The organism is Sphingomonas sp. Root710 (assembly GCF_001429065.1).
GTDB lineage: Bacteria > Pseudomonadota > Alphaproteobacteria > Sphingomonadales > Sphingomonadaceae > Rhizorhabdus.
Genome location: NZ_LMIB01000001.1, coordinates 557,575 through 581,838, shown reverse-complemented (window position 1 = coordinate 581,838; position 24,264 = coordinate 557,575). Strand labels below are relative to the sequence as shown.

Below are 24,264 nucleotides of genomic sequence, written 5' to 3'. Positions count from 1 at the left end.
ACGCATCATGGCTACCACCACCAACAATGTCGGCCGCATCAGCCAGGTCATCGGCGCCGTCGTCGACGTGACTTTCGATGGCGGCACGCTGCCCGCCATTCTGAACGCGCTCGAGACGAAGAATGGCGACAACCGCCTCGTTCTCGAAGTCGCGCAACATCTGGGCGAGAACACCGTCCGCACGATCGCAATGGACGCGACCGAGGGTCTGACCCGCGGCCAGGAAGTCACCGACACCGGCTCGCAGATCCGCGTTCCGGTTGGCCCGAAGACACTCGGCCGCATCCTCAATGTCGTCGGCGAGCCGATCGACGAGCGCGGCCCGGTCAACGCCGAGACCACGGCTCCGATCCATGCCGAGGCTCCGCTCTTCGTCGACCAGTCGACCGAGACCTCGATCCTCGTCACCGGCATCAAGGTGATCGACCTGCTCGCGCCTTATGCGAAGGGCGGCAAGATCGGCCTGTTCGGCGGCGCCGGCGTGGGCAAGACCGTGCTGATCCAGGAGCTGATCAACAATATCGCCAAGGGCCATGGCGGCACCTCGGTGTTCGCAGGCGTCGGTGAGCGTACCCGCGAGGGCAACGATCTCTATCACGAGTTCCTCGACGCGGGCGTCATCGCCAAGGACGCCGACGGCAACCCGACCCCGGAGGGTTCGAAGGTGGCGCTGGTGTTCGGCCAGATGAACGAGCCGCCGGGCGCCCGTGCGCGCGTCGCGCTGTCGGGTCTAACGATCGCCGAATATTTCCGCGACCAGGAAGGCCAAGACGTGCTCTTCTTCGTCGACAACATCTTCCGCTTCACCCAGGCGGGTTCGGAAGTGTCGGCGCTGCTCGGCCGTATTCCTTCGGCGGTGGGCTATCAGCCGACCCTGTCGACCGACATGGGCGCGCTGCAGGAGCGCATCACCTCGACTAACAAGGGCTCGATCACCTCGGTGCAGGCGATCTACGTTCCCGCGGACGACCTTACCGACCCGGCGCCGGCCACCTCCTTCGCCCACCTCGACGCGACCACCGTGTTGAGCCGCGCGATTTCGGAGCTCGGCATCTATCCGGCCGTCGACCCGCTCGACTCGACTTCGCGCGTGCTCGAACCGCGCGTCGTCGGCCAGGAGCATTATGAGACCGCCCGCGCCGTCCAGGAGACGCTGCAAAAGTACAAGTCGCTGCAGGACATCATCGCGATCCTCGGCATGGACGAGCTTTCGGAAGAAGATAAGCTCACCGTGCAGCGCGCCCGCAAGATCCAGCGCTTCCTGTCGCAGCCGTTCCACGTCGCCGAGGTCTTCACCGGCATCAGCGGCAAGTTCGTCGCGATCGAGGACACCGTGAAGTCGTTCAAGGCGGTCGTCGACGGCGAATATGACCACCTGCCCGAAGCTGCCTTCTACATGGTCGGCGGCATCGACGAGGTCGTCGAGAAGGCCAAGAAGCTGGCGGCCGAAGCGGCCTGATGACGAGCGGCCTGCGCCTCGAGGACGCGGTCAACGAAGTCTGTCCCTGGTCGGGTGACCCGGTCTCGGCAGATTCGCTGACCCTCTACAAGGGGCAGGTCGTCGGCTTCTGCAACAGCGGCTGCCGGGACAAGTTCGAAAAGGCCACCACGGCGTTCGACCTCGCCCTTGCAGCGAAACAGGATTGATCATGGCAGACCTGCATTTCGAACTCGTCACCCCCGAAAAGCTCCTCCGCTCGGAGGAGGTCTATATGGTGGTGGTGCCAGGCACCGAGGGCGACTTCGGCGTGCTCGCGGGACATGCGCCCTTCATGTCGGTGGTCCGCTCGGGCGAACTGGCGATCTATTCGGGTCCGAACACCGTCTCGGCGCGCATTCAGGTCGAAGGTGGCTTTGCCGAGGTCAACGAAAAGGGCCTGACGGTCCTGGCCGAACAGGCGACCGAAGCCTAATCTCGACTCTCCCGATTAACGAAAAGGCCCGGACCGCAGCAGCGGCCGGGCCTTTTCTTTTCGGTCATTTCTCGACGAACGCCTTCAGCCGGCCCAGCGCGTCGTCCCATTGACGGCTCACCCGATCGAGATAGGCGCGGGCTTCATCGAGCGGTTCGAGCCGGCAGCCGAAACGGCGTTCGCGGCCATGCCGCACGCATTCGACCAGACCGGCATCCTCAAGTACCCGCAGATGCTTGGTCACCGCCTGTCGGGTCAGGCTGGTATCAGAAGACAGCATCGTGATCGAGCGGGTGACGCCGTCGCTGAGCCGCATCAGCAGCGACAGGCGGGTGCGGTCGCCCAGTGCCGCAAAGACCGGTGCCGGATCGTTCCCTCTCGCCGCCTCAGCCATCGACATGGACCCGGATATTCTCGATCTGCGCGGTCCACCCGCCGCCGTTCATCCGCAGCGCCTCGTCGCGCCGGTACGCGGGTATCCGGTCGAAACCGGATTCGGTGATGGTGAGATACGTCCCCTCCCCGCGCGTCTCCAGGCGGAACTCGACGAGGGTCGGTTCCTCCTGCGAATAATCAGCCGCGGGGTCGACGGCATAGGGGTGCTAGGTGAAGGCAAAGCGGTGCGGCGGTTCGAGCACGACCGTCCGCGCCGTCCAGCGGACATGCTCATATCCCTAATGGGTGATGTGTCCGCTGCTCAGCTCGCCGACCAGGAATGGCCCATCGAGGGCAACCCGAAACCATTGCCCGAATTCGCGATGGTCGGTCACTGCCCGCCAGACGCGCTCGATAGGCGCGTCGAGTTGGATTTCACGCTGGATCATATCGGACATATCGGCACCCTCCGAGGTGAATTTTTAGGACCACCGGGCCGATATGCAACCATATCGTTGCTCTTTTGAACCATTACGGTGTCGTTGCGGCTACCCGAAGACTCGCTGCGGCCAACTGAATGACGGCCAACCCTACAAACAGCAGCGATTAACCTGCGAGCCGCTAGGCCATGTGCTCGGAATCAGGGAGCGGCGCCCAGGCTTGGCGCGTCAATTTGACCTTATGTCGCCAAAGCGGATGTAAACAGGCTTGCTCCCGCTATGATATGGTGGCGACACGGGCGGGGCAGTGAGCGGGGGTAGATTGTGGCGTCGATCAATTCGGTTCAAGATCAAGAAGTGACGTTCATCAGCGGCGTCGATTCGTCCGGACGCGCGGCTCCGATCAGCTTCGGCACCTGGAATTATGATTCTCCCGCGACCTATGATGGCAGCGCGGGCAACAATTACACCGCCAAGTTCGGCCCGGCCACCTCGGGAACGGGCGCGACCATCACCTATGCGTTCGACATCGCGTCGAATTGGACTGCAACAGAAAAAGCTGCCTTCGTCGCCACCGCAAAACTGTGGTCGGCGGTTGCCGACGTCACCTTCGTCGAAGCCTCTCCATCGTCCGCGCAGGTCATGCTCACCCGCAGCACCGACGAAAGCGCATCCGGCGGCCCCGACCGGTTCACGACCGCGACGACCGGTACCAACCAATTGGGCGTCGCCAGCACGGCGAGCATCAATATCGACACCACGGTCGCCGCCTTCGGGCCGCTCGGCACCAGCCTGTCCAACTATGGCGGCTATCCTTACACTACGCTGATCCATGAATGGGGCCATGTTCTCGGCCTGGGCCATGGCGGCCCCTATAATGCCGGCGACGTCGACGAGACGCCCTATACCGGCTTCGACAATGTCGCCTGGACGATCATGTCCTATAATGACCAGTCCGCCGAATGGGGCGTTTCGCGCGGCGATGACGGCCTTTTCTATGGGCGCTCGCCGACGACGTGGATGCCCCTCGACATCATCGCGGCGCAGCGTCTCTACGGCGTCGCGGTCAACACGCCGCTATCCGGTGGCCAAGTCTATGGCTTCAACAGCAACATCACTGGAGAGATCGCGAAATTCTTCGATTTCAACCAGAATACGCGGCCCATCGTCACGCTGTGGAACAAGGGCGTGAACAACACGCTCGATCTCTCCGGTACGAGCTTCGCATCGACCGTCGACATGCACGATGGCGCCTTCAGCAGCGTGATGAACCTCGAGGACAATCTGGCGATCGCCTATGGCACGCGGATCGACACGGTGATCACCGGCGCGGGCGGCGATATGGTCACGGGCAATGACAACAGCAATTATGTCCTGGCCGGGGCCGGGGCGGATTCGATAATCGGCGGCAGCGGCAACGACCATCTCTATGGCGCTGCGGCGGTCGCGGTGGCGGGCGACGGCGCCGACACGATCGGCGGTGGTGCGGGCAGCGACTATATCCAGGGCAATGCGGGCGACGACCGGCTGAACGGGGGTGACGGGTCGGACCGCATCCAGGGCGGCCAGGGCAACGACAGCATCCTTGGCGACGCCGGCAACGACACCACCAACGGCAATCTCGGCAACGACAGCATCGACGGCGGCGAGGGCAATGATTCGCTGCGCGGCGGTCAGGGCGCCGACAGCATCACCGGCGGCATCGGAAACGACATGCTGCTCGGCGATCTCGGCGTGGATACGCTGTCGGGCGGCGCGGGTATCGACCTGATGAGCGGCGGCGGCGATCCCGACATCTTCACCTTCGCCGAAGGCGACGCGAGCTTCGGCAATGGCAGCGCGACCGACGTGATCACAGACTTTACCGACGAGATCGACCATATCCACATGGCGTTCGGCTTACCCAGCGCAGTGCTTCATGGCGCCGCGGCCGATAGCTTCGCCCAGGCGGCGGCCAGCGCGCAGCAGATCCTCAACGGCCAGGCGGGCTTCACCGATGTCGCGGTTCTCCAGGTGGGGACCGACGTCTATCTTTTCTACGACACCGGCGCTGCCGCTCCGCTGGAAGCGATCAGGCTTGGGGGCATCGCCGATGCTGCGGTCATCACCATTACGGACTTTACCTGAGCCACCGCGCCGCGATTAACCGTTTTTGAGGGCTTTATCGTTACTGCAAGCCTGTTCGGTCCGAGTCCGGCCGCCCGGGGAAGAGTTGCGATGAGTGCTTTCGGCAAGCGTGGAGCGATGACGCATGGAGCCAAGCCCGCCTTCGGCGTGGCCAGGCCGATGCAGGGTGACGCCCCCGCCCCAGGTCCGTTGACCGGCGGCCTGCAATTCCCGCCGCTCGACAATGTCTCGCTGTCCGCATCCGATCCCTTCGCCGGGATGCCCAGCTTCGACGACCCGATCAACATCGATGAAGATCAGGTCGAACTCCCCAAACATGCCGACGCCATGGCGCGGCTCGCGATCCGCGAGGCTGCGTCGGGCGATGCTGGGCGTTCGCGGGTCGAGGGCTTCGAGGCGTCGATCCACAAGATCAAGGAACAGGTGCTTCCCCGCCTGCTCGAGCGCGTCGATCCCGAAGCCGCCGCCTCGCTGAGCAAGGACGAGTTGGCCGAGGAGTTCCGCCCGATCATCGGCGAAGTGCTCGCCGAGTTGCGCATCACCCTCAACCGCCGCGAACAGTTCGCGCTGGAAAAAGTACTGGTCGATGAACTGCTCGGCCTCGGCCCGCTCGAGGAGTTGCTCGGCGATCCGCTGATCACCGACATCATGGTCAACGGCCCCGACCAGACCTATGTCGAGCGCAAGGGCAAGCTTGAACTCGCGAAGATCAATTTCCGCGACGAGGAGCATCTGTTCCAGATCGCCCAGCGTATCGTGTCCAAGGTCGGCCGCCGCGTCGATCAGACGACCCCGCTCGCCGACGCGCGGCTTACCGACGGCAGCCGCGTCAACGTGATCGTGCCGCCGCTGTCACTACGCGGCACTGCGATCTCGATCCGCAAATTCTCGTCCAAGCCGATCACCCTCGACATCATGGCGCGCGGCGGATCGATGAGCGAGAAGATGGCGACCTTTCTGAAAATCGCCGGCGCGAGCCGCTTCAACGTCGTCATTTCGGGCGGCACCGGCTCGGGCAAGACGACAATGCTGAACGCGCTGTCGAAGATGATCGATCCGGGCGAGCGCGTGATCACCATCGAGGACGCGGCCGAACTCAGGCTGCAGCAACCGCACTGGCTGCCGCTCGAAACCCGTCCGGCCAACCTTGAGGGCCAGGGCCAGATTTCGATCCGCGACCTCGTCGTCAACGCGCTCCGTATGCGTCCCGACCGGATCATCCTGGGCGAAATTCGCGGCAGCGAATGTTTCGACATGCTGGCCGCGATGAACACCGGCCATGACGGCTCGATGTGCACCCTCCACTCCAACAGCCCGCGCGAGGCGCTGGCGCGTATGGAGAATATGGTGATGATGTCCGACATCAAGGTGCCGAAGGAAGCGATTTCGAAGCAGATAGCCGATTCGGTCGACCTGATCGTCCAGGTGAAACGCCTGCGCGATGGCTCGCGTCGCGTCACCAGCATCACCGAAGTGCTCGGCATGGAAGGCCCGGTGATCATCACCCAGGAATTGTTCAAGTTCGAATATCATGCCGAGGATTCGGAAGGGAAGATCGTCGGCGAATATGTCTCGTCGGGCCTGCGTCCCTATACGATCGAAAAGGCGCGCCAGTTCGGCTTCGACCAGCCCTTGCTCGAAGCCTGCCTCTGACGGCCGGGCGTCAGTTGCCCTTGACCCACAACGCCGCGCAATAGGCTGCGGCGATCAACGACAATATCGACAGCAGCGGCCAGGGCATCCACCCTGCTCGTCCGGCCGCGCGGTCGGCCTCGCGCCGGCGATGACGGCGCCAGTCCGCCGCGACGGACAGTATCGCCAGTGCGACGAACGCCAGCGTCGGTATCGCGTAATCCGATTGCACCTTGCGCGATCTCCGTCATCATTGCGCCCATGATCCATATCGGGAGATGCGTTTTGCGCCATCTGTTTCTTACCGCCGCCACAGCCCTGATCGCCCTCGCGCCGACGGCAGCGCAGGCCAAGGGCGATCCGGTAATCGCCAAGGCTATCGCTGACCCCGCCCGCAGCGAGGCCAATCGCGCGCGGGATATTTATCGCCATCCCGTCGAAACCCTTGCCTTTTTTGAAGTGAAACCGGGGCAGACCGTTATCGAATATTATCCCGGCGGCGGTTGGTATACCGAGATCCTGGCCCCCGCGTTACGCGGCAAGGGCCGCTATGTCGCGATGCCCCCCTCCAGCGAACGAGGCCTCGCAGCGGTCAAGACAATGCTGGACAAGAACAAGGAGCGGTTCGGAGACGTGGAGGTCTATCCGTTCAGCGCCACCGCGCCGTTGACCTTTCCCGCCGGCACTGCCGATCGCGTGCTCACGTTCCGCAACGTCCACAATCTGCTGATGCAAGGTGAGGACGTCGCCGCCAAGGCGTTCGCCGATTTCTATGCGGCGCTGAAGCCGGGCGGCATATTGGGCGTGACGGATCACCGGCTGCCGGAAACCATGGACAGCGCGCTCGAAAAGAAGAGCGGCTATATCAAGAAGTCGACCGTCGTCCGGCTGGCCACCGCCGCGGGCTTCAAGCTGATGGGCGAGTCCCAGGTCAACTCTAATCCAAAGGACACGCACGACTGGCCCGAGGGGGTCTGGACGCTTCCGCCCACATTCCGGCTCGGCGATGTGGATCGCGCGAAATATCAGGCGATCGGCGAGAGCGACCGGATGACGCTGAAGTTCGTGAAGCCGGCCAAATAACCGGCGCCACGCCCGTCACGGCATCACTTCAGCTTGTTGATCTGGTCCTGCATCGCGGCCAGTTGCGCCTTCAGCGCCTCGACTTCGCTGCGCGGCGCATCCGCAGCGGGAGCGGCCGGCGTGGCGGCGGGGCCCGCCGCACCGCCCGCCTTGGGCTTGAAGGCGCTGGCCGCAGCTTCGAACATGTCCATGTTGCGCTTGGCGATCTCCGCGAACGGACCGCCGGCGAACGCGCCTTCCATCGCCTGGCGGAATTGCGTCTGGTTACGACGGAACGCATCCATCGAGGCTTCGAGATATTGCGGCACCATCGATTGCATCGAATCGCCGTAAAGCGAGATCAACTGTCGCAGGAAGTTCACGGGCAGCATCGTCTGCCCGCGATTTTCTTCTTCCATGATGATCTGGGTCAGGACATTATGCGTGATGTCCTCTTCGGTCTTGGCATCGATAACCTTGAAATCGCGTCCTTCACGCGTCATCGCTGCAAGATGGTCGAGTGTGATGTAGCTCGATGTTTCCGTATTATACAGCCGGCGATTGGCGTATTTCTTGATGATGACCGTTCCCGAGCCGTCCGATGATTTCGCCATGATATCCCGCCTGCCGACAAATGTTGCCGACAGCATAGCATCAAATCTTTCCGCGCCGCAACACAGGCCGCGCCCGTTGCCGCTATTCCTCGATATGCTGCGCAACGAAACCAGCGGAGCACCCGATCGGATGCGCCTGGCGCTCGCCGGACTGAAATCCTACCAGAGCGCACCGCGGCCCCCACGGCCGCCTGTATCCTCGGTCATCGCACGCATCGGCCGGGTTTCGCTGCGCAGCTATGGAGCGCAAGGCCGCCCGGCACTGTTCGTGCCGTCCCTGATCAACGGCTCCGAAATACTCGATTTGACCTTTGAAAACTCGATGCTGCGGGGGATTGCCGCGCGCGGCGTCAACCCGGTGCTGCTCGACTGGGGATCGCCCGGTGCGGAGGACCGCGATCTGACCGTCGGCGGCCATGTCGAGAAATATATCCTGCCCGCTCTCGACGCGCTGGGGCAGGATGCTGCGCTGGCCGGTTATTGCCTTGGGGGGACGATGAGCATCGCGGCGGCGATGCTGCGCCCCCCTGCCGCCTTGATCCTGATCGCCGCCCCGTGGAATTTTGGCGGCTTTCCTTCGCAGACGCGAAACGATCTGCTCGAACTTTGGCGCGCTGCGGAACCCGTGGCCGAGGCGCTCGGCCTCCTGCCGGCGGAAGTGCTGCAGCAGATTTTCTGGAAAATCGACCCGGAGCGCACCATCGCCAAGTTCGAGCAATTCGCCGGCAAGGATGCTGCCAGCCCCGAGGGACAGAATTATGTCGCGGTCGAGGACTGGGCCAATGACGGCCCCCCGCTGACCCTCGCCGCCGGCCGCGAACTGATGGAAGGTCTGATGACGGGCAATGCGAGCGGCGAAGGGCGCTGGCAGGTGGGCGGGCGGGTGATCTCCCCGTCAGAACTGGGAATACCGCTGCTCAACATCGTCTCGACGGTCGATCGGATCACCCCTGCCGCCAGCGCCTGGAAGGGCGGCGAGCGCGTCGAGCTCGCCGAAGGACATGTCGGCATGGTTGTCGGACGCAAGGCGCCGGGCTCGCTATGGGCCAAAGTCGCATCCTGGCTTTCGCAACTGCGGGACTCCTGATAGGTCGGCGCTCGAAAATCATAGCGCGAGTCGGCGAAAGCAGTTCCGCAACGCCGTTCGCACGCGCAACATAGAGCAGGAGCGAGCATGACCGACATCGTGATAACCGGCGCCAAGCGGACTGCGGTCGGCAGCTTCCTCGGCGCCTTCGCATCGACCCCCGCGCACACACTCGGCCAGACGGCGATCATCGCCGCGCTCACTCAGGCCGGCGTCGACGCCGCCGAGGTCCAGGAGGCGATCCTCGGTCAGGTGCTGTCGGCAGGCCAGGGACAGAACCCCGCGCGCCAGGCGGCGATGAACGCCGGGCTCCCCAAGGAGGCGACCGCGTTCGGCGTCAACCAGGTGTGCGGTTCGGGGCTGCGCGCCGTCGCCCTCGCCGCGCAAGCGATCAAATGCGGTGACGCGCGCGTCGTGGTCGCCGGCGGCCAGGAGAATATGTCGCTGTCGGTTCATGCCCGGGCGTTGCGCGCGGGCGCGAAGATGGGCGATATCTCGCTCGTCGACACGATGATCGTCGACGGCCTGACCGATGTGTTCAACGGTTATCATATGGGCATCACTGCCGAAAATCTGGCCGAGAAATATCAGATCGGCCGCGCCGAGCAGGACGGCTTCGCGGTAGCCAGCCAGAACAAGGCCGAAGCCGCCCAGGCGGCCGGCCGCTTCAAGGACGAGATCGCGCCAGTCACCATCAAGGGCCGCAAGGGCGACACCATCGTCGACCAGGATGAATATATCCGCGCCGGCGCGACGATCGAGGCGATGGCCGGGCTGAAGCCCGCCTTCAAGAAGGACGGCACCGTCACCGCCGCCAATGCCAGCGGCATCAACGACGGCGCGGCGGCGCTGGTGCTGATGTCGGCCGACGACGCGGCCAAGCGCGGTGCGCCGGTGCTCGGCCGGATAGCGAGCTGGGCGACCTGCGGCGTCGATCCGTCGATCATGGGCATCGGCCCCGCCCCGGCCAGCAAGCTGGCGCTGGAGAAGGCCGGATGGAAATTGTCCGATCTCGACCTGATCGAGGCGAATGAAGCCTTTGCGGCGCAGGCGCTGGCCGTCGGCAAGGAACTCGGCTGGAACGCCGATATCGTCAACGTCAACGGCGGCGCGATCGCGATCGGCCACCCGATCGGTGCGTCGGGCGCGCGCGTGCTCACCACATTGCTGTACGAGATGGGCCGCCGCGACGCGAAGAAGGGCCTGGTCACGCTGTGCATCGGCGGCGGCATGGGCATCGCGATGTGCATCGAACGCTGAGACGATAAAAAAAGCGCGTCCGCTCCCCTTTTCAGGCGGCTCTTAACCCGACCTCAATCATTCCAAAGTCTAATCGCTCGCGCGATAGTCCAACCGAGGAATGACGATGGCCGGGGCCGTTGAGCAACAGTCTGTGCAAGCGGGGAAGCGGACGCGGCAGCGCGACAGCCTGCTGCTGATGGGCACGATCAAGGCCGCGGGCGATTATGCCCGCGACACCCAGTCCATCCGCATACGCAACCTGTCGTCGACCGGCCTGATGGCCGATTCGCAGGTCGCCTATGATCTCGGCGCGATCGTCGAGGTCGGACTGCGAGGGATCGGGATGGTCACAGGCGAGATCGTCTGGGTGCGCGACGGCCGGATGGGCATCACCTTCCGTGAGACCATCGATCCGAAACGCGCGCGCCAGCCCGTCGTCGCCGGCAGCGACGAGCATCTGCGTAAGCTTATCGATCTTGGTAAGGTGCGCCGCCCTGGATTGAGGATCGACTGACCCTCAATCCCCTGTGGCGGCGTCGTGTGTCAAAGACGCGCGAGCGCTTCTTTGATCCTGAGTTTCTGCTTCTTCAGCTGGGTAATCAGCACCATGTCCGGTGCCGGTCGTCGAGACTCCGCTGCGATCCGGGCTTCGATCCCGGCGTGCTTCGCGAGCATTGCGGACGAGTGGGTAGTCAACATCTAGGCTGTCTCCTTTCACTCCGACTGGGCCGATCAATAGATCACGATTTGCACCGTCTGTCTTGCCCAAAAATATGGTTGATCCGATGTTGAACACGATTGAGCGTGACGCCTTGGAAACGCATATTTTTGTCGTGCGGCAAAGCCCCGCCCGGGCTTGAGCGGCACGTAGCTCTGCCGCTAGAATCGCGCGGCGAACCGATCTGGAGCGAGTCGTTTGGACAGTGAAGTCATTGCGCGGCGAATCGAACTGCTCCGGCAGGAGCATGGTGACCTCGAGGCCGCGATCGACGCGCTGCTCGACGCGCCCGCTATCGATCAGCTGCAGATCGCCCGGATCAAGAAGCGCAAGTTACGCCTGAAAGACGAGATAGCGCAGCTCGAGGACATGCTGATTCCCGATATTATCGCGTGATTTCGGGACCTCAGGTGCAATAGCTTGAGTAAAGCGGCTCAACCGCCAATTCGTCATCCTGAACCTGTTTAAGCGTCCACCCTTCAACACGAGTGCCGCGCAAGATCGCGAGTGAATGCTGAAACAAGTTCAGCATGACGAGTCTATGAGCGAAGTGGGTCGAAGTATTTTGGAGACCAGGTAAGCGCGACGATTACTCTTCGCGGCTGACCTTCTCGTTCCGCTCGTGGCGCTCCTGCGCCTCGACAGTCATGGTCGCGATCGGCCGGGCTTCGAGGCGGCCGAGTGAGATCGGCTCGCCGGTTACCTCGCAATAGCCATATTCGCCCTCCTCGATCCGGCGCAGCGCGGCGTCGATCTTGGAGATCAGCTTGCGCTGGCGGTCGCGGGTGCGCAGCTCGATCGACCAGTCGGTCTCGCTGGACGCACGATCGGTGAGGTCCGGTTCGCGGAGCGAATCGATCTGCAGCTGCTGAAGCGTCCCCGCAGATTCCTTGAGGATCGCTTCCTTCCAGCCAAGCAGCTTCGCCTTAAAATAGGCAAGCTGCCGATCGTTCATGAAAGGTTCGTCAGGTGAGGGCCGATAGCCGTCGAGATCTGTTGCAGGTACGTCCACCGGTTCCCGCCCATCAAATACGCCACTCAGCGACGATGCCATGCGACTCTCCGCTTTGCCCTCGACCAAGCCAGGCTAGGCAGCTGACAGCGAGGGTCGCCCGCGGCGGGCTATAGACAGCGAGGCGCCCGCGCACAAGCCGGGAAGCTGTGCGCGGGCGCAGAAACTTGGGGATTATTTGGAGCGGACTCAGCCGGTCGGAACGGCGGTGCCCTTGGCGGCAGCCTCCAACTGCGCCTGCGTCATGCCGATCACCGGGCCGTTGGGCCCCTGCGCGATCGCGCTCTTGGGCAGCTTGGCCTTTGCGTTCGGCGTAGCGACGGTCACCAGATCGCCTTCCACCGCCTCGATCGTGCCGACAGCGCCGCCATTCTGGTCGGTCACCGCCGTGCCCGGCTTCAGCGAGGCGAGGAACTGCTGCTGCGCGCTCGCCGCCGCGCCCTGAGCGGCTGCTTCAAGTTCGGTCTTGGTCATGCCGATCAGAAGGCCCTTGTCGCTCTGCGCAAAGGCAGAGGTGGGAACACTGGCCTTGACGACGCCGGTATCGATCACCGCGATATCACCACTGACAGACGCGATGGTTCCGACAGCGCCACCTTTCGCGTCCGAAACACTCGCCCCCGCCGTCACATTGGCCTTGGCGGGCGCGGCCGCCGGTGCGGCCTGGGCAAAGGCCGGGGCAGCGCCGCCTGCCATCAACAAAGCGGTGGCAAGGAAAGCAGCTCGAAAAGTCACATCCATACTCCTCTTTGGACAATCACCCAATTGACGCACGGGGACACCGCCTAGTTCCACCCCGTTTCGATGGGTCGCGCCCAGCACGGGGCGAAGCGACCTGCTATGTGCACGAATGACGCAACCTCGGCATCGTTCGACGGTTGGTAGGCGTATGCGCGGCGGTTGCGCGGTTCGCGCTTCGGGGCCATAGGGCGGCGATGCACGATATCCGCCTGATCCGCGATGAACCCGCCGCTTTCGATGCCGCGCTCGGCCGCCGCGGCGTAGCGCCCGTGTCTGCGTCGCTTCTCGCCCTCGACGAACGCCGCCGCGCCATCACCACTGAATTGCAGCAGGCGCAGGCGCGCCGCAACGATGCGTCCAAGGCGATCGGCCAGGCCAAGGCGCAGAAGGATGAGGCTACCGCAGCGACGCTGATGGCCGAGGTCGCGGCGCTCAAGGAGAAGATGCCCGCGCTTGAAGCCGAGGGTGGCGAGGTCGACGCCGAACTGCACACCGCGCTCGCCGCCATCCCCAATCTCCCTGCCAGCGATGTGCCCGAGGGCGCAGACGAAGCGCATAATGTCGAGCAGCACGTCTGGGGCACCCCGCCCGCTTTCGACTTCACCGCGCGTGAACATCCCGATTTCGCGGGCCCGCTCGGCCTCGACTTCGAAGCCGCGGCCGCCATCTCGGGAGCCCGCTTCGCCGTGCTCAAGGGCGGAGTCGCCCGTCTTCAGCGCGCACTGGGCGCCTTCATGCTCGATCGCCAGACTGCCGCCGGCTTCACAGAGGTGATCCCGCCGCTACTTGTCCGCGACGAGGCGGTGTTCGGTACCGGCCAGCTTCCGAAGTTCGCCGAGGATCTGTTCCAGACCACCGACGGCCGCTGGCTGATCCCCACCGCCGAAGTCAGCCTGACCAACATGGTCCGCGAGCAGATCCTCCCCGAGGCCGAGCTGCCGCTGAAGTTCACCGCGCTCACCCAATGCTTCCGCTCCGAAGCGGGGGCGGCCGGACGCGACACCCGCGGCCTGATCCGCCAGCATCAGTTCGAGAAGGTCGAACTGGTGGCGATCACCACACCCGAGCAATCGGACGCGGTCCATGCCGAGATGACCCGCGCCGCCGAAGCGATCCTCGAAGAGCTCGGCCTGCCCTATCGCCGCGTCCTCCTCTGCACCGGCGACATGGGCTTCACCGCGCGCAAGACCTTCGACCTCGAAGTCTGGCTGCCGGGCCAGGGCTGTTATCGCGAAATCAGTAGCATCTCCAACTGCGGCGACTTCCAGGCGCGGCGGATGAGCGCGCGCTATCGTCCAACTGGCGAAAGCAAGGGCACCCGCTTCGTCCACACCCTCAACGGTTCGGGCCTTGCTGTCGGGCGGACGCTGGTAGCGGTGCTGGAGAACTATCAACGCGCCGATTGCTCGGTGGCGATTCCGGAAGCGCTGCTCCCCTATATGGGCGGGCTCACGGAGCTACGCCCGGCATGAGGATATTGTTGTGCAATGACGACGGCGTGCACGCGCCGGGCATGGCCGTGCTCGAACGGATAGCACGCAAGCTATCCGATGACGTCACGATCGTCGCGCCATCGGGCGAAAAATCGGGCGCGGGCCGCTCGCTCACCCTCACCCGCCCCCTGCGCATCCGCCAGCTCGGCGAACGCCGCCATGCGGTCGCGGGAACGCCGACCGACGCCGTGATGATGGCGCTCGGCCTCATCATGAAGGATAATCCGCCCGACCTGATCCTGTCAGGCGTCAATCGCGGCGCGAACCTGGGCGAGGATGTCAGCTATTCGGGCACGGTGTCCGCCGCAATGGAAGGCGCGCTCGCCGGGATCCGCTCGATCGCGCTCAGCCAGGTCTATGCTAAGGCCGGCGCGGGCGAGAATGTCAGCTTCGCGGCGGCCGAGGCATGGGGCGAACGCGTGCTCCGCCCGCTGCTCGACGCACCTTGGGCGCCGCGGACATTGGTCAACATCAACTTCCCGGCCCGCGCGGCGGGTGATGTGCTCGGCATCCGCGTCGTCGGCCAAGGGTTACGCGACTATGGCGAGACCGAACTGATCAAAGGCACCGACCCGCGCGGCTTCGACTATTACTGGCTCAAGCTGGCCGGCATGCCGCACACGCCCGCGCACAGCACCGACCTCGAGGCCGCCGCCGACGGTTGGGTGACTGTCACCCCGCTCCACTGCGACATGACCCACCACGCCTCGATGGCCGCCATTGCGAGCTTGTACAGCTGAGACGCCGGTGGCCATCTTGGCCCGCCTGCATCGAGAGGGTGGCATCGCCGCTCAAGGCTGCTAACAGAACCGTCATGGCCTTGCCGACCATCCGCCCGACAGGTTGCGCGCTCGTCGCATTGCTGCTGATGACGTCCGCCTGCATTCCTGCGCAGGATCGCGCCGAAACCCGCCGCCCCGCCCCGACACGCCAGCGCGCCGCAACGCCGCCGCCAGCGCCCGTGCCGTCCGCGAAAGCCGTCGCTCCCGTTGAGGAGCCGGTAATCGCCCCCGGCCCGCCGCCGCCCGCGGTATCGGAGAATGTGCCGACTCCGCCGCCGCCCGCGTGGCAGGTGAAGACGGTCGCGCCATCGGCGATCGAGGTCGCCGCCTCGACCTATGTCGTGAAGCCCGGCGATACGCTGCGCGCGATTTCGGACAAGACCGGCGCGGGCTCGGAAGCGATCGCGCGGGTCAACCATATCGCGGCGCCCTTCAAGATCATCGTCGGCCAGAAGCTCAAGGTCCCCGGCGGGCGCTATCACCGCGTCGGCAAGGGCGAGACCGGCATCGCCATCTCACGCGCCTATGGCGTTGAATGGGGCCGGATCGCACAGCTCAACGAGCTCGAAGAACCCTATGTGCTTCGCGAAGGCCAGCGGCTCGTTTTGCCGAGCCAGCGCGAGGTCGCCAGCATGACGTCGGATCAGCGCGAGGCCGCATTCCGGCTGGATATCGAGGACCTGATCACCGGATCGGAACCCGCGCTCGCCACCCGCGAGAGCCCCAAGCCGCCGGTCGTGACGCCCAAGATAGTGGCGCCCACCGTCGCGGTCGCCGAACCGGCGCGGTTCGCCGGGCGGTTCGACTGGCCGGTGCGCGGGCCGATCCTCCGCCGCTTCGGGCGGCATGCGAGCGGGCAGCAGAATGACGGCGTCAACATCGGCACGCCGCGCGGCACCCCGATCACCGCCGCCGCCGATGGCGTCGTGGCATATGTCGGTCAGGATATCCCGGCCTATGGCACGCTGGTGCTGCTGCGCCATGGCGATGGCTGGATCAGCGCCTATGGCTATGCCGACAGCATCACCGTCACGCGCGGGCAGAAGGTGGTGCGCGGGCAGACGATCGCGAAGAGCGGCAGCAGCCCCTATAGCGCTGAGCCCCAGCTTCATTTCGAGATCCGCAACGGCCGCAAACCGGTGGACCCGCTGAGCTACCTGCCCTCACGCAGCTGAGTGCCTCGCGCCGCCTCGACGGCTTGATCGAGCGTCGCCTTGAATCGAACATGTGGCGGCCGAACCCCATGCGCGAACAGGACCCGCCTGATCCTGGGGCCAGTGCCCGATAGATAGAGCGGTACGCCGAGACGCTTCGCCTTCTGCGCCAGGCCCTTCATGGTTGCGGCGGCGGTCGCATCGACGATCGGGACGGCGGAAAAATCGACGACATAGGCCTTGGGATGCTCACCGATATGGTCGAGCGCGGCGCTCACGGTGCCCGCCGCGCCGAAAAAGAACGCGCCGGAAATCCGATAGACCAGAACGAACGGGTCCGCCGCCAGAGCGGCGTCATAAGGCGTGCGCTGCTCGCCGCTGCCCCGGTCCGCCTTGTCCAGTTCGACGATGGGGCGCGAGCTGTCGACCTCCACCGCCTGGGCCATGCGATGAAGGAACAGCAAGGCACCCAGCCCGAACCCGACCATGATGCCTTCCGAAAGGTCGCGGAAAACGACGAGCAGGAACGTGCCGAGCAGGACCACAGCGTCGCCGCGCGATGATCGCAGCAAGGTCCAGAATTCTTGCTTTTCCGCCATGTTCCAACAGACGACGGCAAGGACGGCGGCGAGCGCCGACAGTGGGATATAACCCGCCAGCGGCGCCGCGATCAGCATGAACAGCAGCAGGAAGACCGAATGAAGCATGCCGGCGATCGGACCCCGCGCGCCCGCACGCACATTGGTCGCGGTGCGGGCGATAGTGCCCGTGACGCAGATGCCGCCGAACATGGCGGATCCGATGTTGGCCAGGCCCTGCGCGACCAGCTCGGCGTTGGAGCGGTGCCGCCGCCCGCTCATGCTGTCGGCCACCACTGCCGACAGCAGGCTTTCGATGCTGCCCAGCAGCGCGAAAGACAGGGCGGCCGGAAGAACCGCGACGACCTTGTCCAGCGATAGCGCCGGCAGCCGTGGGCTGGGCAGCGATTGCGGTATCCCGCCGAAGCGGGTGCCGATCGTCTCGACGGGCATCCCCAGCGCACCGGCGAGGATCGCGGCCAGGCCGATTCCGATCACGAAGGCCGGCCAGTGCGGCCGAACGCGCCGCACCGAGACGATCGTGCCGATCGTGAACGCGGTGATCGCCATCGAGGGCATGCTGGCCGACGGCAGCGCCCCGGCCAGCACATGGAGCTTGGGGATGAGCGCTCCGGGCTCCTTTCCCGTCAGGCTGAGCCCAAGCAATTCCTTGATCTGGCTGGCGAAGATCACGACGGCGATGCCCGACGTGAAGCCGACCGTCACGGGATAGGGGATATATTTGATGAAGGTGCCAAGCCGAAGCAGGCCGACGGCGAGCAATATCAGGCCGGACAGGATCGTCGCCAGCAGCAGGCCATCGACGCCATGGGCTTCGACGGTCGTGGCGACAAGGACGATAAACGCGCCCGCCGGTCCGCCGATCTGGAAGCGGCTGCCGCCCAGCAGCGAGACGATGAAGCCGCCGACGATCGCGGCATAGAGGCCCCGGTCGGGCGTGACGCCCGATCCGATGGCGATCGCCATCGACAATGGCAGGGCGACTATCGCCACGGTGAAACCCGCGACGGCATCCGCCCTCAGGTCGGCCAGACGATAGCGTTCGCGCAATATGGTGACGAGCTTGGGCGTGAACAGTTCGACGAAACTGGGTCTTGCCCGGTGAGCGACCATTATGATCCGCTTTCCCTCATCACCGGCGGCCTATTTGCCGCCCGATCCTTTGGCGAGCTTGTAGCGGACCCCCCGCCCCGCTCCGCTGCTTGCCGCATTCTCGCCGATCAGCTCGATGCCGGCCGCATCGAAGGCGTCGACGATCTTGGTCAGCGTATCGATCACGCCCCTCACCCTGTCCTCGCTGGCCTCCATCCGCTGGATGGTCGGCACCGACAGGCCCGACATTTCGGCGAGCTGGCGCTGATCGATACCCAGCAAGGCCCGCGCCGCACGCATCTGCGATGCCGTGATCATAAACTCTTCACCTTGCTCAAGCTATTATCAAACATGATAATTGATGTCTAGAACATCAATATACAGTGCTAGACCATCAGAAATGTCTCGATTGATTGGCGGAAGTACCCGTCGTAGCATGCCCTGGCCTGGGCTTCCCGCGCCCAGGCCTCGCATTTTGCCTCGAAACCGCCTATGTGCGCGCGCTCCATGGCAATTGAACTCCCCTCCCCGCCGAAGATCGGCATGGTTTCGCTCGGCTGTCCGAAGAATCTGGTCGACAGCGAACGCATCCTCACAAAGCTGCGGTCGGACGGCTATGGCTTGTCGCCCGACTATGCCGGAGCGGACGTCGTGCTGGTCAACACCTGCGGCTTCCTCGACAGCGCGAAGGAGGAAAGCCTGGAGGCGATCGCTGAGGCAATTGCGGAAAATGGCCGCGTGATCGTCACGGGCTGCATGGGCGACGAGGCGGACAAGATCCGCGCCCGCTTTCCCAACGTTCTCGCGATCACCGGCGCGCATCAATATGAAGAGGTCGTCGGCGCGGTGCATGAGGCGGCCCCGGTCCCGCCCTCGCCTTATGTCGATCTGGTGCCCGAAGCGGGACTGAAGCTGACGCCGCGCCATTACAGCTATTTGAAGATTTCCGAAGGCTGCAACCACCGCTGCAGCTTCTGCATCATCCCGTCGATCCGAGGCGATCTCGTCAGCCGCCGGCCCGACGCGATCCTGCGCGAGGCCGAGAAGCTGGTCGCCGCCGGCACTCGCGAGCTGCTGGTGATCAGCCAGGACACCTCTGCCTACGGGCTGGACCTCAGGCACAAGAGCTTCCCGCTGAAGGGCGGCGGCGAAGTGCGCGCGCACATGACCGATTTAGCCCGCGAACTGGGCAAGCTCGATGCCTGGGTGCGGCTCCATTATGTCTACCCCTATCCGCATGTCGATCAGGTCATTCCGCTGATGGCAGAGGGGCTGGTGCTCCCCTATCTCGACATCCCGTTCCAGCATGCCTCGCCGCGCGTGCTGAAGGCGATGAAGCGCCCGGCCAACGACGCAAAGGTGCTCGAACGGCTCGCGGCGTGGCGCGCCGTCTGCCCCGATATCGCGGTCCGCTCCTCCTTCGTCGTCGGCTTCCCCGGCGAGACCGAAGAGGATTTCCAATATCTGCTCGACTGGCTCGACGAAGCGCAGCTCGACCGCGTCGGCGCCTTCCGCTTCGAACCGGTCGCGGGCGCGGCCGCCAACGACCTGCCCGGTGCGGTGCCCGAGGAGGTCAAGGAAGAGCGCTACGCGCGGATCATGGAACGGACAGCCGCCATCTCCGCCGCCAAGCTCGAAGCCAAGATCGGCCGCACGCTCGACGTGATCATCGACGTCGTCGACGGTGAAGGCGGCGCGACCGGCCGATCGAAGGCGGACGCGCCCGACATCGATGGGGAAGTCCATCTGCGCGACGCCGAAAAACTAGCCCCCGGCGACATTGTTCGGGTCGAGATCGAGGATGCCGACGAGCATGATCTGTTCGGCGTGCAAAGCCCTTCATAGAGTCTGCCAAGCGGCGCACAGCATCACAGGGAGGTCATCCATATGCCCGGAGTCTGGTTCGACGAACTCGAGGTCGGTCAGCTGTTCAAGCACCCCATTTCGCGAACGATCACCGAAACCGACAATGTGCTGTTCACGACGATGACGCACAATCCGGCACTGCTCCACCTCGACGAGGAATATTGCCGGACCCAGACCGAATATGGCCAGCGGCTCGTCAACAGCTGCTTCACCCTGGGCCTGATGGTCGGCATCTCGGTCGGCGATACCACGCTCGGCACCGCGGTCGCCAATCTCGGCTGGGATGAAGTGCGTTTCCCGAAGCCGCTGTTCCACGGCGACACCGTCCGCGTCGAGACCGAGGTGGTCGAGCTGCGCGAATCCAAGTCGCGGCCCGACCAGGGCATCGTCACCTTCCTGCACCGCGCCTATAACCAGCATGGTGATCTCGTCGCCCACTGCAAGCGCTCGGGGCTGCAGCGCAAGCGTCCCAAAGCCTGATCCTTCAGACCGTCGGCAGCTTCTCGATCAGCTTATCGACGGTCATCGGATAATCGCGCAGACGGATGCCGGTCGCGTTGTAGATGGCGTTCGCGACCGCTGCGCCCGCGCCGCAAATGCCGAGCTCGCCGACGCCTTTCGCTTTCATCACCGAGCTCTTGTCGTCGAGCTCGTCGATGAAGATCACGTCCTGATCGGGAATGTCGGCATGGACCGGCACATGATATTCGGCGAGATCGCGGGTCACGAAATAGCCGAAGCGCTTGTCGACGATCAGTTCCTCCATGAGCGCCGCGCCCGCGCCCATCGTCATCGCGCCGATCACCTGACTGCGCGCCGATTTCGGGTTGATGATCCGCCCGGCCGCAAAGGCCCCGCCCTGCCGGCGGATACGAACTTCACCGGTCAACGCATCGACACCGACCTCGCAGAAGTGCGCGCCGAATGTGGCCTGGGCATAGGTCTTGGTCAGGCGGCCATAGTCCATCTTGCCTTCGACGGTGACGCCCTCCGCGCCCGCCGCTTCGCCGATCCGGACGCGCCGGTTGCCGCTGACCAGATAGCCGTCGGCAAAATCGGCGTCGGTGGCGTTGAACCCGGCCTTCTGCGCAAGCGCGGAACGCAACGCCATGCAGGCGGCGTAGACGCCCGCAGTAGAGCTGTTGCCGCCCCACTGCCCGCCTGAACCCGAGGATTGGGGAAAGAGGCTGTCGCCGAGGCGAACGCGGACCTTGTCGAGCGGAACGCCCATCACCTCGGCGGCGGTCTGCGCGATGATCGTGTAGCTGCCGGTACCGATGTCGGTCATATCGGTCTCGATCGTGACCACGCCTTTGGCATCGGCGCTCGCCCGCGCCGCCGACGGCATCACCAGGTTGTTGCGGAAGGCCGAGGCGACGCCCATGCCGACGAGCCAACGGCCATCGCGCTGCTCCCCCGGCACCGGGTTGCGCCGCGACCAGTGGAAGCGCTCCGCACCGACGCGCAGGCATTCGACGAACTTACGGCTGGAAAAGGGCCGGCTGGGCCCCTTCTCCGGATCGAACTGAACATCGTTGCGAATGCGCAGCTCGACCGGGTCGAGTCCCAGCTTCTCAGCCAGCTCGTCCATTGCCACTTCCAGCGCGAGCAGTCCGACCGCTTCTCCCGGCGCGCGCATCGCATTGCCTTCTGGCAAGTCGAGTTCGGTCAGATAATGCGCCGTCATCCGGTTCTCACCGCGATAGAGAAGCCTTGTCTGCTGCGCCGCGGTCTCCGCACTGCCGCCGGGCAGGTCGCCCGACCAGCTCTCATGCGCGATCGCATCGATCAGCCCATCCTTGTCCGCTCCGATGCGAACGCGCTGGATCGTCGCCGGGCGGTGGACCGTGTTGTTCACGATCTGGGGCCGCGCCAGCGCGACCTTGACCGCGCGGCCGAGCTTGCGCGCCGCTACTGCCGCCAGCACGGCGTCGGCCCGTACCCACAGCTTCGCCCCGAAACCACCGCCGATATAGGGGGAGACGAGCCGGATATTCTCCTTGGCCATGCCGAGCGTCGCCGCCATGTCCCGAACGCCCCAGGCGACCATCTGATTGGAGGTCCAGAGCGTCAGCCGCTCCCCCTCCCATGCCGCGATGCTGGCGTGGGGCTCCATCATCATGTGGCTCTGGTCGGGGGTCGTGTAGACTTCGTCCACCTTGACCGCGGCATTGGCGAAAGCCGCATCGAAATCCCCCACGCTGGTAGCCGCTGGTCCGTCGAAACCCGGCGGCGAAGCGCGGGCATGATCGCGCGCCGCCGCCAGATCGAAGCGCCCCTTGGCAGTCGCGTAATCGACCTGGACCAGCCTCGCGGCATCGCGCGCCTGTTCGAAGGTCTCGGCGACGACGAGGGCCACCGCCTGATCGTAATGCTCGACCTTCGGCCCCGCGAGCAGCGCTGCGGTGTTCGAGTCCGACTTCTTCAGCGGCCCGGCGTTCGCCGCGGTGATCACGCCCAGTACACCGGGCGCAGCCTCTGCGGCGCGCGTATCGATCGAGCTTATCCGCCCCGTCGCGATAGGCGAACCGACGATCCAGCCATAAGCGGCGTTCGGTGCGGCCTCGTTCTGTTCATAGGCATAGGGCGCAAGCCCGCAGACCTTGAGCGGCCCGTCGATCCGGTCGACCGGGTGGCCTACCACCCGCTGCCGGTCGATCACATTGTCACCGGCGGGCGCATCGAATTTCATGGTCATGCCTTGGCCTCCGCCAGCACCGCGCCCAATGCGCGCCTCAACAGCGGCAGCTTGAACGCATTCTGCTCGGTCGTCTTCGCACCCAGCGTCACCGACGCAGCGATCGCCTCGGCACCTGACAGCGTCTCGGCAGCCTCGACCCGCCAGGGCTTGTGCGCGATGCCACCAAAGGCAAAGCGCTGGCCCTGCGGCCCCACGACCGCCGCGACCGAAACCAGCGCGAACGCATAGGAGGCCCGATCGCGGACCTTGTGATAGATGTGCATGCCGCCAAGCGGGGCGGGCAGCGCCACCCCGGTGATCAGCTCGCCAGGCTGCAACACGGTCTCGATATGCGGCGTCTGACCCGGCAGCTTGTGGAAATCGGCGATGGGGATGGCGCGCGTCGCGCCGTCAGGGCTGACCGTCTCGACCACCGCGTCAAGCAGGCGCATCGCCACCGCCATGTCCGACGGATTGGTCGCGATGCACTGATCGCTGGTTCCCAGTACCGCCAGACCGCGATTGATCCCGCCGAGCGCGGCGCAGCCCGATCCCGGCTTTCGCTTGTTGCAGGGCTTGGTGGTGTCGTAGAAATAGGGGCAGCGGGTTCGCTGGAGCAGGTTGCCTGCGGTGGTCGCCTTGTTACGCAACTGACCCGACGCGCCCGCGACCAGGGCCCGCGACAGCACCGCATAGTCGCGCCGTACCCGTTTGTCGGCGGCAAGATCGGTGTTGCGGACCAGGGCCCCGATCCGCAGACCGCCCTGATCGGTCGTCTCGATGCGATCGAGGCCGAGATGGTTGACGTCGATCAGATGGGTCGGCGTCTCCACCTGGACCTTCATAAGGTCGAGCAAGTTGGTGCCGCCCGCGATGAAGCGCGCGCCGGGATGTTCGGCGGCGGCCTTCGCCGCGCTTACCGGATCGGCGGCGCGCTGGTAGGTGAAGGGCTTCATGCGCGCGCCTTCCCGGCCACATCGCGGATCGCCGCGATGATGTTGGGGTAGGCGGCACAGCGGCAGATATTACCGCTCATCCGCTCACGCACCTCAGCATCGGAGAAGGCGATGTCCATCAGGTCCGCGCTTGCATGGCTCGGCACCCCCGCTTCGATCTCCCTGAGCACCGACACCGCCGAGCAGATCTGCCCCGGGGTGCAATAGCCGCATTGATAGCCGTCATGGGTGACGAAGGCCTTCTGCATCGGATGAAGATCATCGGGCGTACCCAGTCCCTCGATAGTCGTGACCGCATCGCCGTCATGCATCACCGCCAGGGTCAGGCAGCTGTTGATCCGCCGCCCGTCGACGATAACCGTGCAGGCGCCACACTGGCCGTGATCGCAGCCCTTCTTGGTGCCGGTAAGATGGAGATGCTCCCGCAGCGCGTCGAGCAGGGTGGTGCGCGGATCGAGCGACAGGCTGCGATCCTTGCCGTTCACCTTCAACGTGACCGGCATCGGCGGCGGAGGAGTCTTCTGGCCGCTAGGGGCCGCTTCGACGCCTTTGGCTGTCGCCAGACCTGCCGCCGTCGCCGCACCGGCAGCCAGCACCGTACGCCGTGTCATTCCGTCGTCCCCATCATCCGATATCGTGTCCGTCATCATGCCAGCCCCCGCGAAGTTCGCGCCGGGAT

General features: G+C 64.8%; 27 protein-coding genes. 16 read left to right on the top strand and 11 right to left on the bottom strand.

From position 1 onward, the window contains the following. Positions 1-7: 7 nt before the first annotated feature. Genes atpD through ASE00_RS02685 form a run of 3 tightly spaced genes read left to right on the top strand, consistent with a single transcriptional unit; the run spans position 8 to position 1,913 of the window. Entirely contained in the window at positions 8-1,459 is a 1,452-nt protein-coding gene (atpD, locus tag ASE00_RS02695; RefSeq protein ID WP_056377588.1) for a F0F1 ATP synthase subunit beta, read from the top strand. Then, positions 1,459-1,647, top strand: coding sequence for a glutathione S-transferase (locus tag ASE00_RS02690; protein WP_056377586.1), 189 nt, complete (start codon positions 1,459-1,461; stop codon positions 1,645-1,647). The genes atpD and ASE00_RS02690 overlap by 1 nt, the downstream gene beginning before the upstream one ends. 2 nt (positions 1,648-1,649) lie before the next feature. Beyond that, positions 1,650-1,913, top strand: a complete 264-nt coding sequence (locus tag ASE00_RS02685; RefSeq protein ID WP_056377585.1) for an ATP synthase F1 subunit epsilon — start codon at positions 1,650-1,652, stop codon at positions 1,911-1,913. 64 nt (positions 1,914-1,977) lie between these two features. Here the strand turns inward: ASE00_RS02685 and ASE00_RS02680 are convergent, their stop codons facing one another. Then, complete coding sequence (locus ASE00_RS02680) at positions 1,978-2,313, bottom strand: ArsR/SmtB family transcription factor (protein ID WP_056377583.1); 336 nt, start codon at positions 2,311-2,313, stop codon at positions 1,978-1,980. Here ASE00_RS02680 and ASE00_RS23815 point away from each other — a divergent pair. The 3 genes from ASE00_RS23815 (at position 2,312) to ASE00_RS02665 (ending at position 6,508) form a co-directional block, all read left to right on the top strand. Continuing rightward, positions 2,312-2,815, top strand: coding sequence for a hypothetical protein (locus tag ASE00_RS23815; protein ID WP_056377581.1), 504 nt, complete (start codon positions 2,312-2,314; stop codon positions 2,813-2,815). The two genes, ASE00_RS02680 and ASE00_RS23815, sit on opposite strands and share 2 nt — an antisense overlap. Before the next feature lie 270 nt (positions 2,816-3,085). Continuing rightward, positions 3,086-4,855 (top strand): M10 family metallopeptidase C-terminal domain-containing protein, encoded by a 1,770-nt coding sequence (locus ASE00_RS02670; RefSeq protein WP_235538516.1) that lies wholly within the window; start codon positions 3,086-3,088, stop codon positions 4,853-4,855. 90 nt (positions 4,856-4,945) lie between these two features. Beyond that, positions 4,946-6,508 (top strand): CpaF family protein, encoded by a 1,563-nt coding sequence (locus ASE00_RS02665; protein WP_056377578.1) that lies wholly within the window; start codon positions 4,946-4,948, stop codon positions 6,506-6,508. Positions 6,509-6,518: 10 nt separating this feature from the next. Here ASE00_RS02665 and ASE00_RS02660 read toward each other — a convergent pair whose 3' ends face one another. Next, positions 6,519-6,719, bottom strand: a complete 201-nt coding sequence (locus tag ASE00_RS02660; RefSeq protein ID WP_056377576.1) for a hypothetical protein — start codon at positions 6,717-6,719, stop codon at positions 6,519-6,521. 29 nt (positions 6,720-6,748) lie between these two features. On the opposite strand from ASE00_RS02660, the gene ASE00_RS02655 reads away from it, so the two are divergent. Further along, a complete protein-coding gene (locus tag ASE00_RS02655; protein WP_414819826.1) occupies positions 6,749-7,570 on the top strand; it encodes a class I SAM-dependent methyltransferase in 822 nt (273 codons plus the stop codon). A 23-nt stretch (positions 7,571-7,593) separates the two neighbouring features. Here the strand turns inward: ASE00_RS02655 and phaR are convergent, their stop codons facing one another. Continuing rightward, positions 7,594-8,163, bottom strand: coding sequence for a polyhydroxyalkanoate synthesis repressor PhaR (gene phaR, locus ASE00_RS02650; RefSeq protein ID WP_056377575.1), 570 nt, complete (start codon positions 8,161-8,163; stop codon positions 7,594-7,596). Positions 8,164-8,257: 94 nt separating this feature from the next. Here phaR and ASE00_RS02645 point away from each other — a divergent pair, with 94 nt between their 5' ends. The 3 genes from ASE00_RS02645 to ASE00_RS02635 all read left to right on the top strand — a co-directional run bounded on the left by ASE00_RS02645 (position 8,258) and on the right by ASE00_RS02635 (position 11,006). Then, complete coding sequence (locus ASE00_RS02645; protein WP_235538515.1) at positions 8,258-9,250, top strand: alpha/beta fold hydrolase; 993 nt, start codon at positions 8,258-8,260, stop codon at positions 9,248-9,250. 87 nt (positions 9,251-9,337) lie between these two features. After that, positions 9,338-10,510, top strand: coding sequence for an acetyl-CoA C-acetyltransferase (locus tag ASE00_RS02640; protein WP_056377571.1), 1,173 nt, complete (start codon positions 9,338-9,340; stop codon positions 10,508-10,510). A gap of 106 nt (positions 10,511-10,616) precedes the next feature. Next, positions 10,617-11,006 (top strand): PilZ domain-containing protein, encoded by a 390-nt coding sequence (locus ASE00_RS02635; protein WP_056379229.1) that lies wholly within the window; start codon positions 10,617-10,619, stop codon positions 11,004-11,006. A gap of 29 nt (positions 11,007-11,035) precedes the next feature. Here ASE00_RS02635 and ASE00_RS22760 read toward each other — a convergent pair whose 3' ends face one another. Next, positions 11,036-11,191 carry a YdcH family protein gene (locus ASE00_RS22760; RefSeq protein WP_082594431.1) on the bottom strand — a complete coding sequence of 52 codons (156 nt, stop codon included), beginning with the start codon at positions 11,189-11,191 and terminating at the stop codon, positions 11,036-11,038. A 217-nt stretch (positions 11,192-11,408) separates the two neighbouring features. On the opposite strand from ASE00_RS22760, the gene ASE00_RS02630 reads away from it, so the two are divergent. Continuing rightward, the gene (locus ASE00_RS02630) at positions 11,409-11,606 is read left to right on the top strand and encodes a YdcH family protein (RefSeq protein WP_056377567.1); all 198 of its coding nucleotides are present in this window, start codon (positions 11,409-11,411) and stop codon (positions 11,604-11,606) included. Positions 11,607-11,799: 193 nt separating this feature from the next. On the opposite strand, the gene dksA is transcribed toward ASE00_RS02630, so the two are convergent. Together dksA and ASE00_RS02620 are read right to left on the bottom strand one after the other, a co-directional pair. Beyond that, entirely contained in the window at positions 11,800-12,165 is a 366-nt protein-coding gene (gene dksA / locus ASE00_RS02625; protein WP_414819837.1) for an RNA polymerase-binding protein DksA, read from the bottom strand. Between the two features lie 246 nt (positions 12,166-12,411). Beyond that, positions 12,412-12,957 (bottom strand): hypothetical protein, encoded by a 546-nt coding sequence (locus ASE00_RS02620; protein WP_156405245.1) that lies wholly within the window; start codon positions 12,955-12,957, stop codon positions 12,412-12,414. A 200-nt stretch (positions 12,958-13,157) separates the two neighbouring features. On the opposite strand from ASE00_RS02620, the gene serS reads away from it, so the two are divergent. The 3 genes from serS to ASE00_RS02605 all read left to right on the top strand — a co-directional run bounded on the left by serS (position 13,158) and on the right by ASE00_RS02605 (position 16,413). Then, positions 13,158-14,435: a serine--tRNA ligase gene (gene serS, locus ASE00_RS02615; RefSeq protein WP_056377561.1), complete on the top strand. Its 1,278-nt coding sequence runs from the start codon at positions 13,158-13,160 to the stop codon at positions 14,433-14,435. Beyond that, entirely contained in the window at positions 14,432-15,196 is a 765-nt protein-coding gene (gene surE, locus ASE00_RS02610; RefSeq protein ID WP_056377560.1) for a 5'/3'-nucleotidase SurE, read from the top strand. The genes serS and surE overlap by 4 nt, the downstream gene beginning before the upstream one ends. Before the next feature lie 74 nt (positions 15,197-15,270). Then, a complete protein-coding gene (locus ASE00_RS02605) occupies positions 15,271-16,413 on the top strand; it encodes a M23 family metallopeptidase (RefSeq protein WP_056377558.1) in 1,143 nt (380 codons plus the stop codon). Here the strand turns inward: ASE00_RS02605 and ASE00_RS02600 are convergent. After that, positions 16,392-18,104 (bottom strand): SulP family inorganic anion transporter, encoded by a 1,713-nt coding sequence (locus tag ASE00_RS02600; RefSeq protein ID WP_056377555.1) that lies wholly within the window; start codon positions 18,102-18,104, stop codon positions 16,392-16,394. The genes ASE00_RS02605 and ASE00_RS02600 overlap by 22 nt on opposite strands. Positions 18,105-18,134: 30 nt before the next feature. Then, on the bottom strand, positions 18,135-18,401 hold the full coding sequence (locus ASE00_RS02595) for a helix-turn-helix domain-containing protein (protein ID WP_056377553.1): 267 nt from the start codon (positions 18,399-18,401) through the stop codon (positions 18,135-18,137). A gap of 189 nt (positions 18,402-18,590) precedes the next feature. Between ASE00_RS02595 and rimO the strand changes: the two genes are divergently transcribed. Next, complete coding sequence (gene rimO, locus ASE00_RS02590; protein WP_056377551.1) at positions 18,591-19,928, top strand: 30S ribosomal protein S12 methylthiotransferase RimO; 1,338 nt, start codon at positions 18,591-18,593, stop codon at positions 19,926-19,928. A 42-nt stretch (positions 19,929-19,970) separates the two neighbouring features. Beyond that, on the top strand, positions 19,971-20,429 hold the full coding sequence (locus tag ASE00_RS02585) for a MaoC family dehydratase (protein WP_056377549.1): 459 nt from the start codon (positions 19,971-19,973) through the stop codon (positions 20,427-20,429). Between the two features lie 4 nt (positions 20,430-20,433). Here ASE00_RS02585 and paoC read toward each other — a convergent pair whose 3' ends face one another. Genes paoC through paoA form a run of 3 tightly spaced genes read right to left on the bottom strand, consistent with a single transcriptional unit; the run spans position 20,434 to position 24,196 of the window. Next, on the bottom strand, positions 20,434-22,641 hold the full coding sequence (gene paoC, locus ASE00_RS02580; RefSeq protein WP_056377547.1) for an aldehyde oxidoreductase molybdenum-binding subunit PaoC: 2,208 nt from the start codon (positions 22,639-22,641) through the stop codon (positions 20,434-20,436). Positions 22,642-22,643: 2 nt separating this feature from the next. Continuing rightward, positions 22,644-23,585 (bottom strand): FAD binding domain-containing protein, encoded by a 942-nt coding sequence (locus ASE00_RS02575; protein ID WP_056377545.1) that lies wholly within the window; start codon positions 23,583-23,585, stop codon positions 22,644-22,646. Further along, positions 23,582-24,196, bottom strand: coding sequence for an aldehyde dehydrogenase iron-sulfur subunit PaoA (paoA, locus tag ASE00_RS02570; protein WP_156405244.1), 615 nt, complete (start codon positions 24,194-24,196; stop codon positions 23,582-23,584). The genes ASE00_RS02575 and paoA overlap by 4 nt, the downstream gene beginning before the upstream one ends. Between the last annotated feature and the right edge of the window lie 68 nt (positions 24,197-24,264).

Excerpts from the sequence above, each read along its gene's own strand:
- ASE00_RS02635 (WP_056379229.1), top strand. The coding sequence starts at position 10,617 with ATGGCCGGGGCCGTTGAGCAACAGTCTGTGCAAGCGGGGAAGCGGACG.
- ASE00_RS02595 (WP_056377553.1), bottom strand. The coding sequence starts at position 18,401 with ATGATCACGGCATCGCAGATGCGTGCGGCGCGGGCCTTGCTGGGTATC.
- atpD (WP_056377588.1), top strand. The coding sequence starts at position 8 with ATGGCTACCACCACCAACAATGTCGGCCGCATCAGCCAGGTCATCGGC.
- ASE00_RS23815 (WP_056377581.1), top strand. The coding sequence starts at position 2,312 with ATGGACCCGGATATTCTCGATCTGCGCGGTCCACCCGCCGCCGTTCAT.
- ASE00_RS02680 (WP_056377583.1), bottom strand. The coding sequence starts at position 2,313 with ATGTCGATGGCTGAGGCGGCGAGAGGGAACGATCCGGCACCGGTCTTT.
- surE (WP_056377560.1), top strand. The coding sequence starts at position 14,432 with ATGAGGATATTGTTGTGCAATGACGACGGCGTGCACGCGCCGGGCATG.
- ASE00_RS02685 (WP_056377585.1), top strand. The coding sequence starts at position 1,650 with ATGGCAGACCTGCATTTCGAACTCGTCACCCCCGAAAAGCTCCTCCGC.
- serS (WP_056377561.1), top strand. The coding sequence starts at position 13,158 with ATGCACGATATCCGCCTGATCCGCGATGAACCCGCCGCTTTCGATGCC.
- ASE00_RS02640 (WP_056377571.1), top strand. The coding sequence starts at position 9,338 with ATGACCGACATCGTGATAACCGGCGCCAAGCGGACTGCGGTCGGCAGC.
- ASE00_RS02645 (WP_235538515.1), top strand. The coding sequence starts at position 8,258 with ATGCTGCGCAACGAAACCAGCGGAGCACCCGATCGGATGCGCCTGGCG.
- ASE00_RS02655 (WP_414819826.1), top strand. The coding sequence starts at position 6,749 with ATGATCCATATCGGGAGATGCGTTTTGCGCCATCTGTTTCTTACCGCC.
- ASE00_RS02605 (WP_056377558.1), top strand. The coding sequence starts at position 15,271 with ATGGCCTTGCCGACCATCCGCCCGACAGGTTGCGCGCTCGTCGCATTG.
- ASE00_RS02690 (WP_056377586.1), top strand. The coding sequence starts at position 1,459 with ATGACGAGCGGCCTGCGCCTCGAGGACGCGGTCAACGAAGTCTGTCCC.
- paoC (WP_056377547.1), bottom strand. The coding sequence starts at position 22,641 with ATGAAATTCGATGCGCCCGCCGGTGACAATGTGATCGACCGGCAGCGG.
- ASE00_RS02600 (WP_056377555.1), bottom strand. The coding sequence starts at position 18,104 with ATGGTCGCTCACCGGGCAAGACCCAGTTTCGTCGAACTGTTCACGCCC.
- paoA (WP_156405244.1), bottom strand. The coding sequence starts at position 24,196 with ATGACACGGCGTACGGTGCTGGCTGCCGGTGCGGCGACGGCGGCAGGT.
- ASE00_RS02585 (WP_056377549.1), top strand. The coding sequence starts at position 19,971 with ATGCCCGGAGTCTGGTTCGACGAACTCGAGGTCGGTCAGCTGTTCAAG.
- ASE00_RS02575 (WP_056377545.1), bottom strand. The coding sequence starts at position 23,585 with ATGAAGCCCTTCACCTACCAGCGCGCCGCCGATCCGGTAAGCGCGGCG.
- ASE00_RS22760 (WP_082594431.1), bottom strand. The coding sequence starts at position 11,191 with ATGTTGACTACCCACTCGTCCGCAATGCTCGCGAAGCACGCCGGGATC.
- rimO (WP_056377551.1), top strand. The coding sequence starts at position 18,591 with ATGGCAATTGAACTCCCCTCCCCGCCGAAGATCGGCATGGTTTCGCTC.
- dksA (WP_414819837.1), bottom strand. The coding sequence starts at position 12,165 with ATGAACGATCGGCAGCTTGCCTATTTTAAGGCGAAGCTGCTTGGCTGG.
- phaR (WP_056377575.1), bottom strand. The coding sequence starts at position 8,163 with ATGGCGAAATCATCGGACGGCTCGGGAACGGTCATCATCAAGAAATAC.
- ASE00_RS02665 (WP_056377578.1), top strand. The coding sequence starts at position 4,946 with ATGAGTGCTTTCGGCAAGCGTGGAGCGATGACGCATGGAGCCAAGCCC.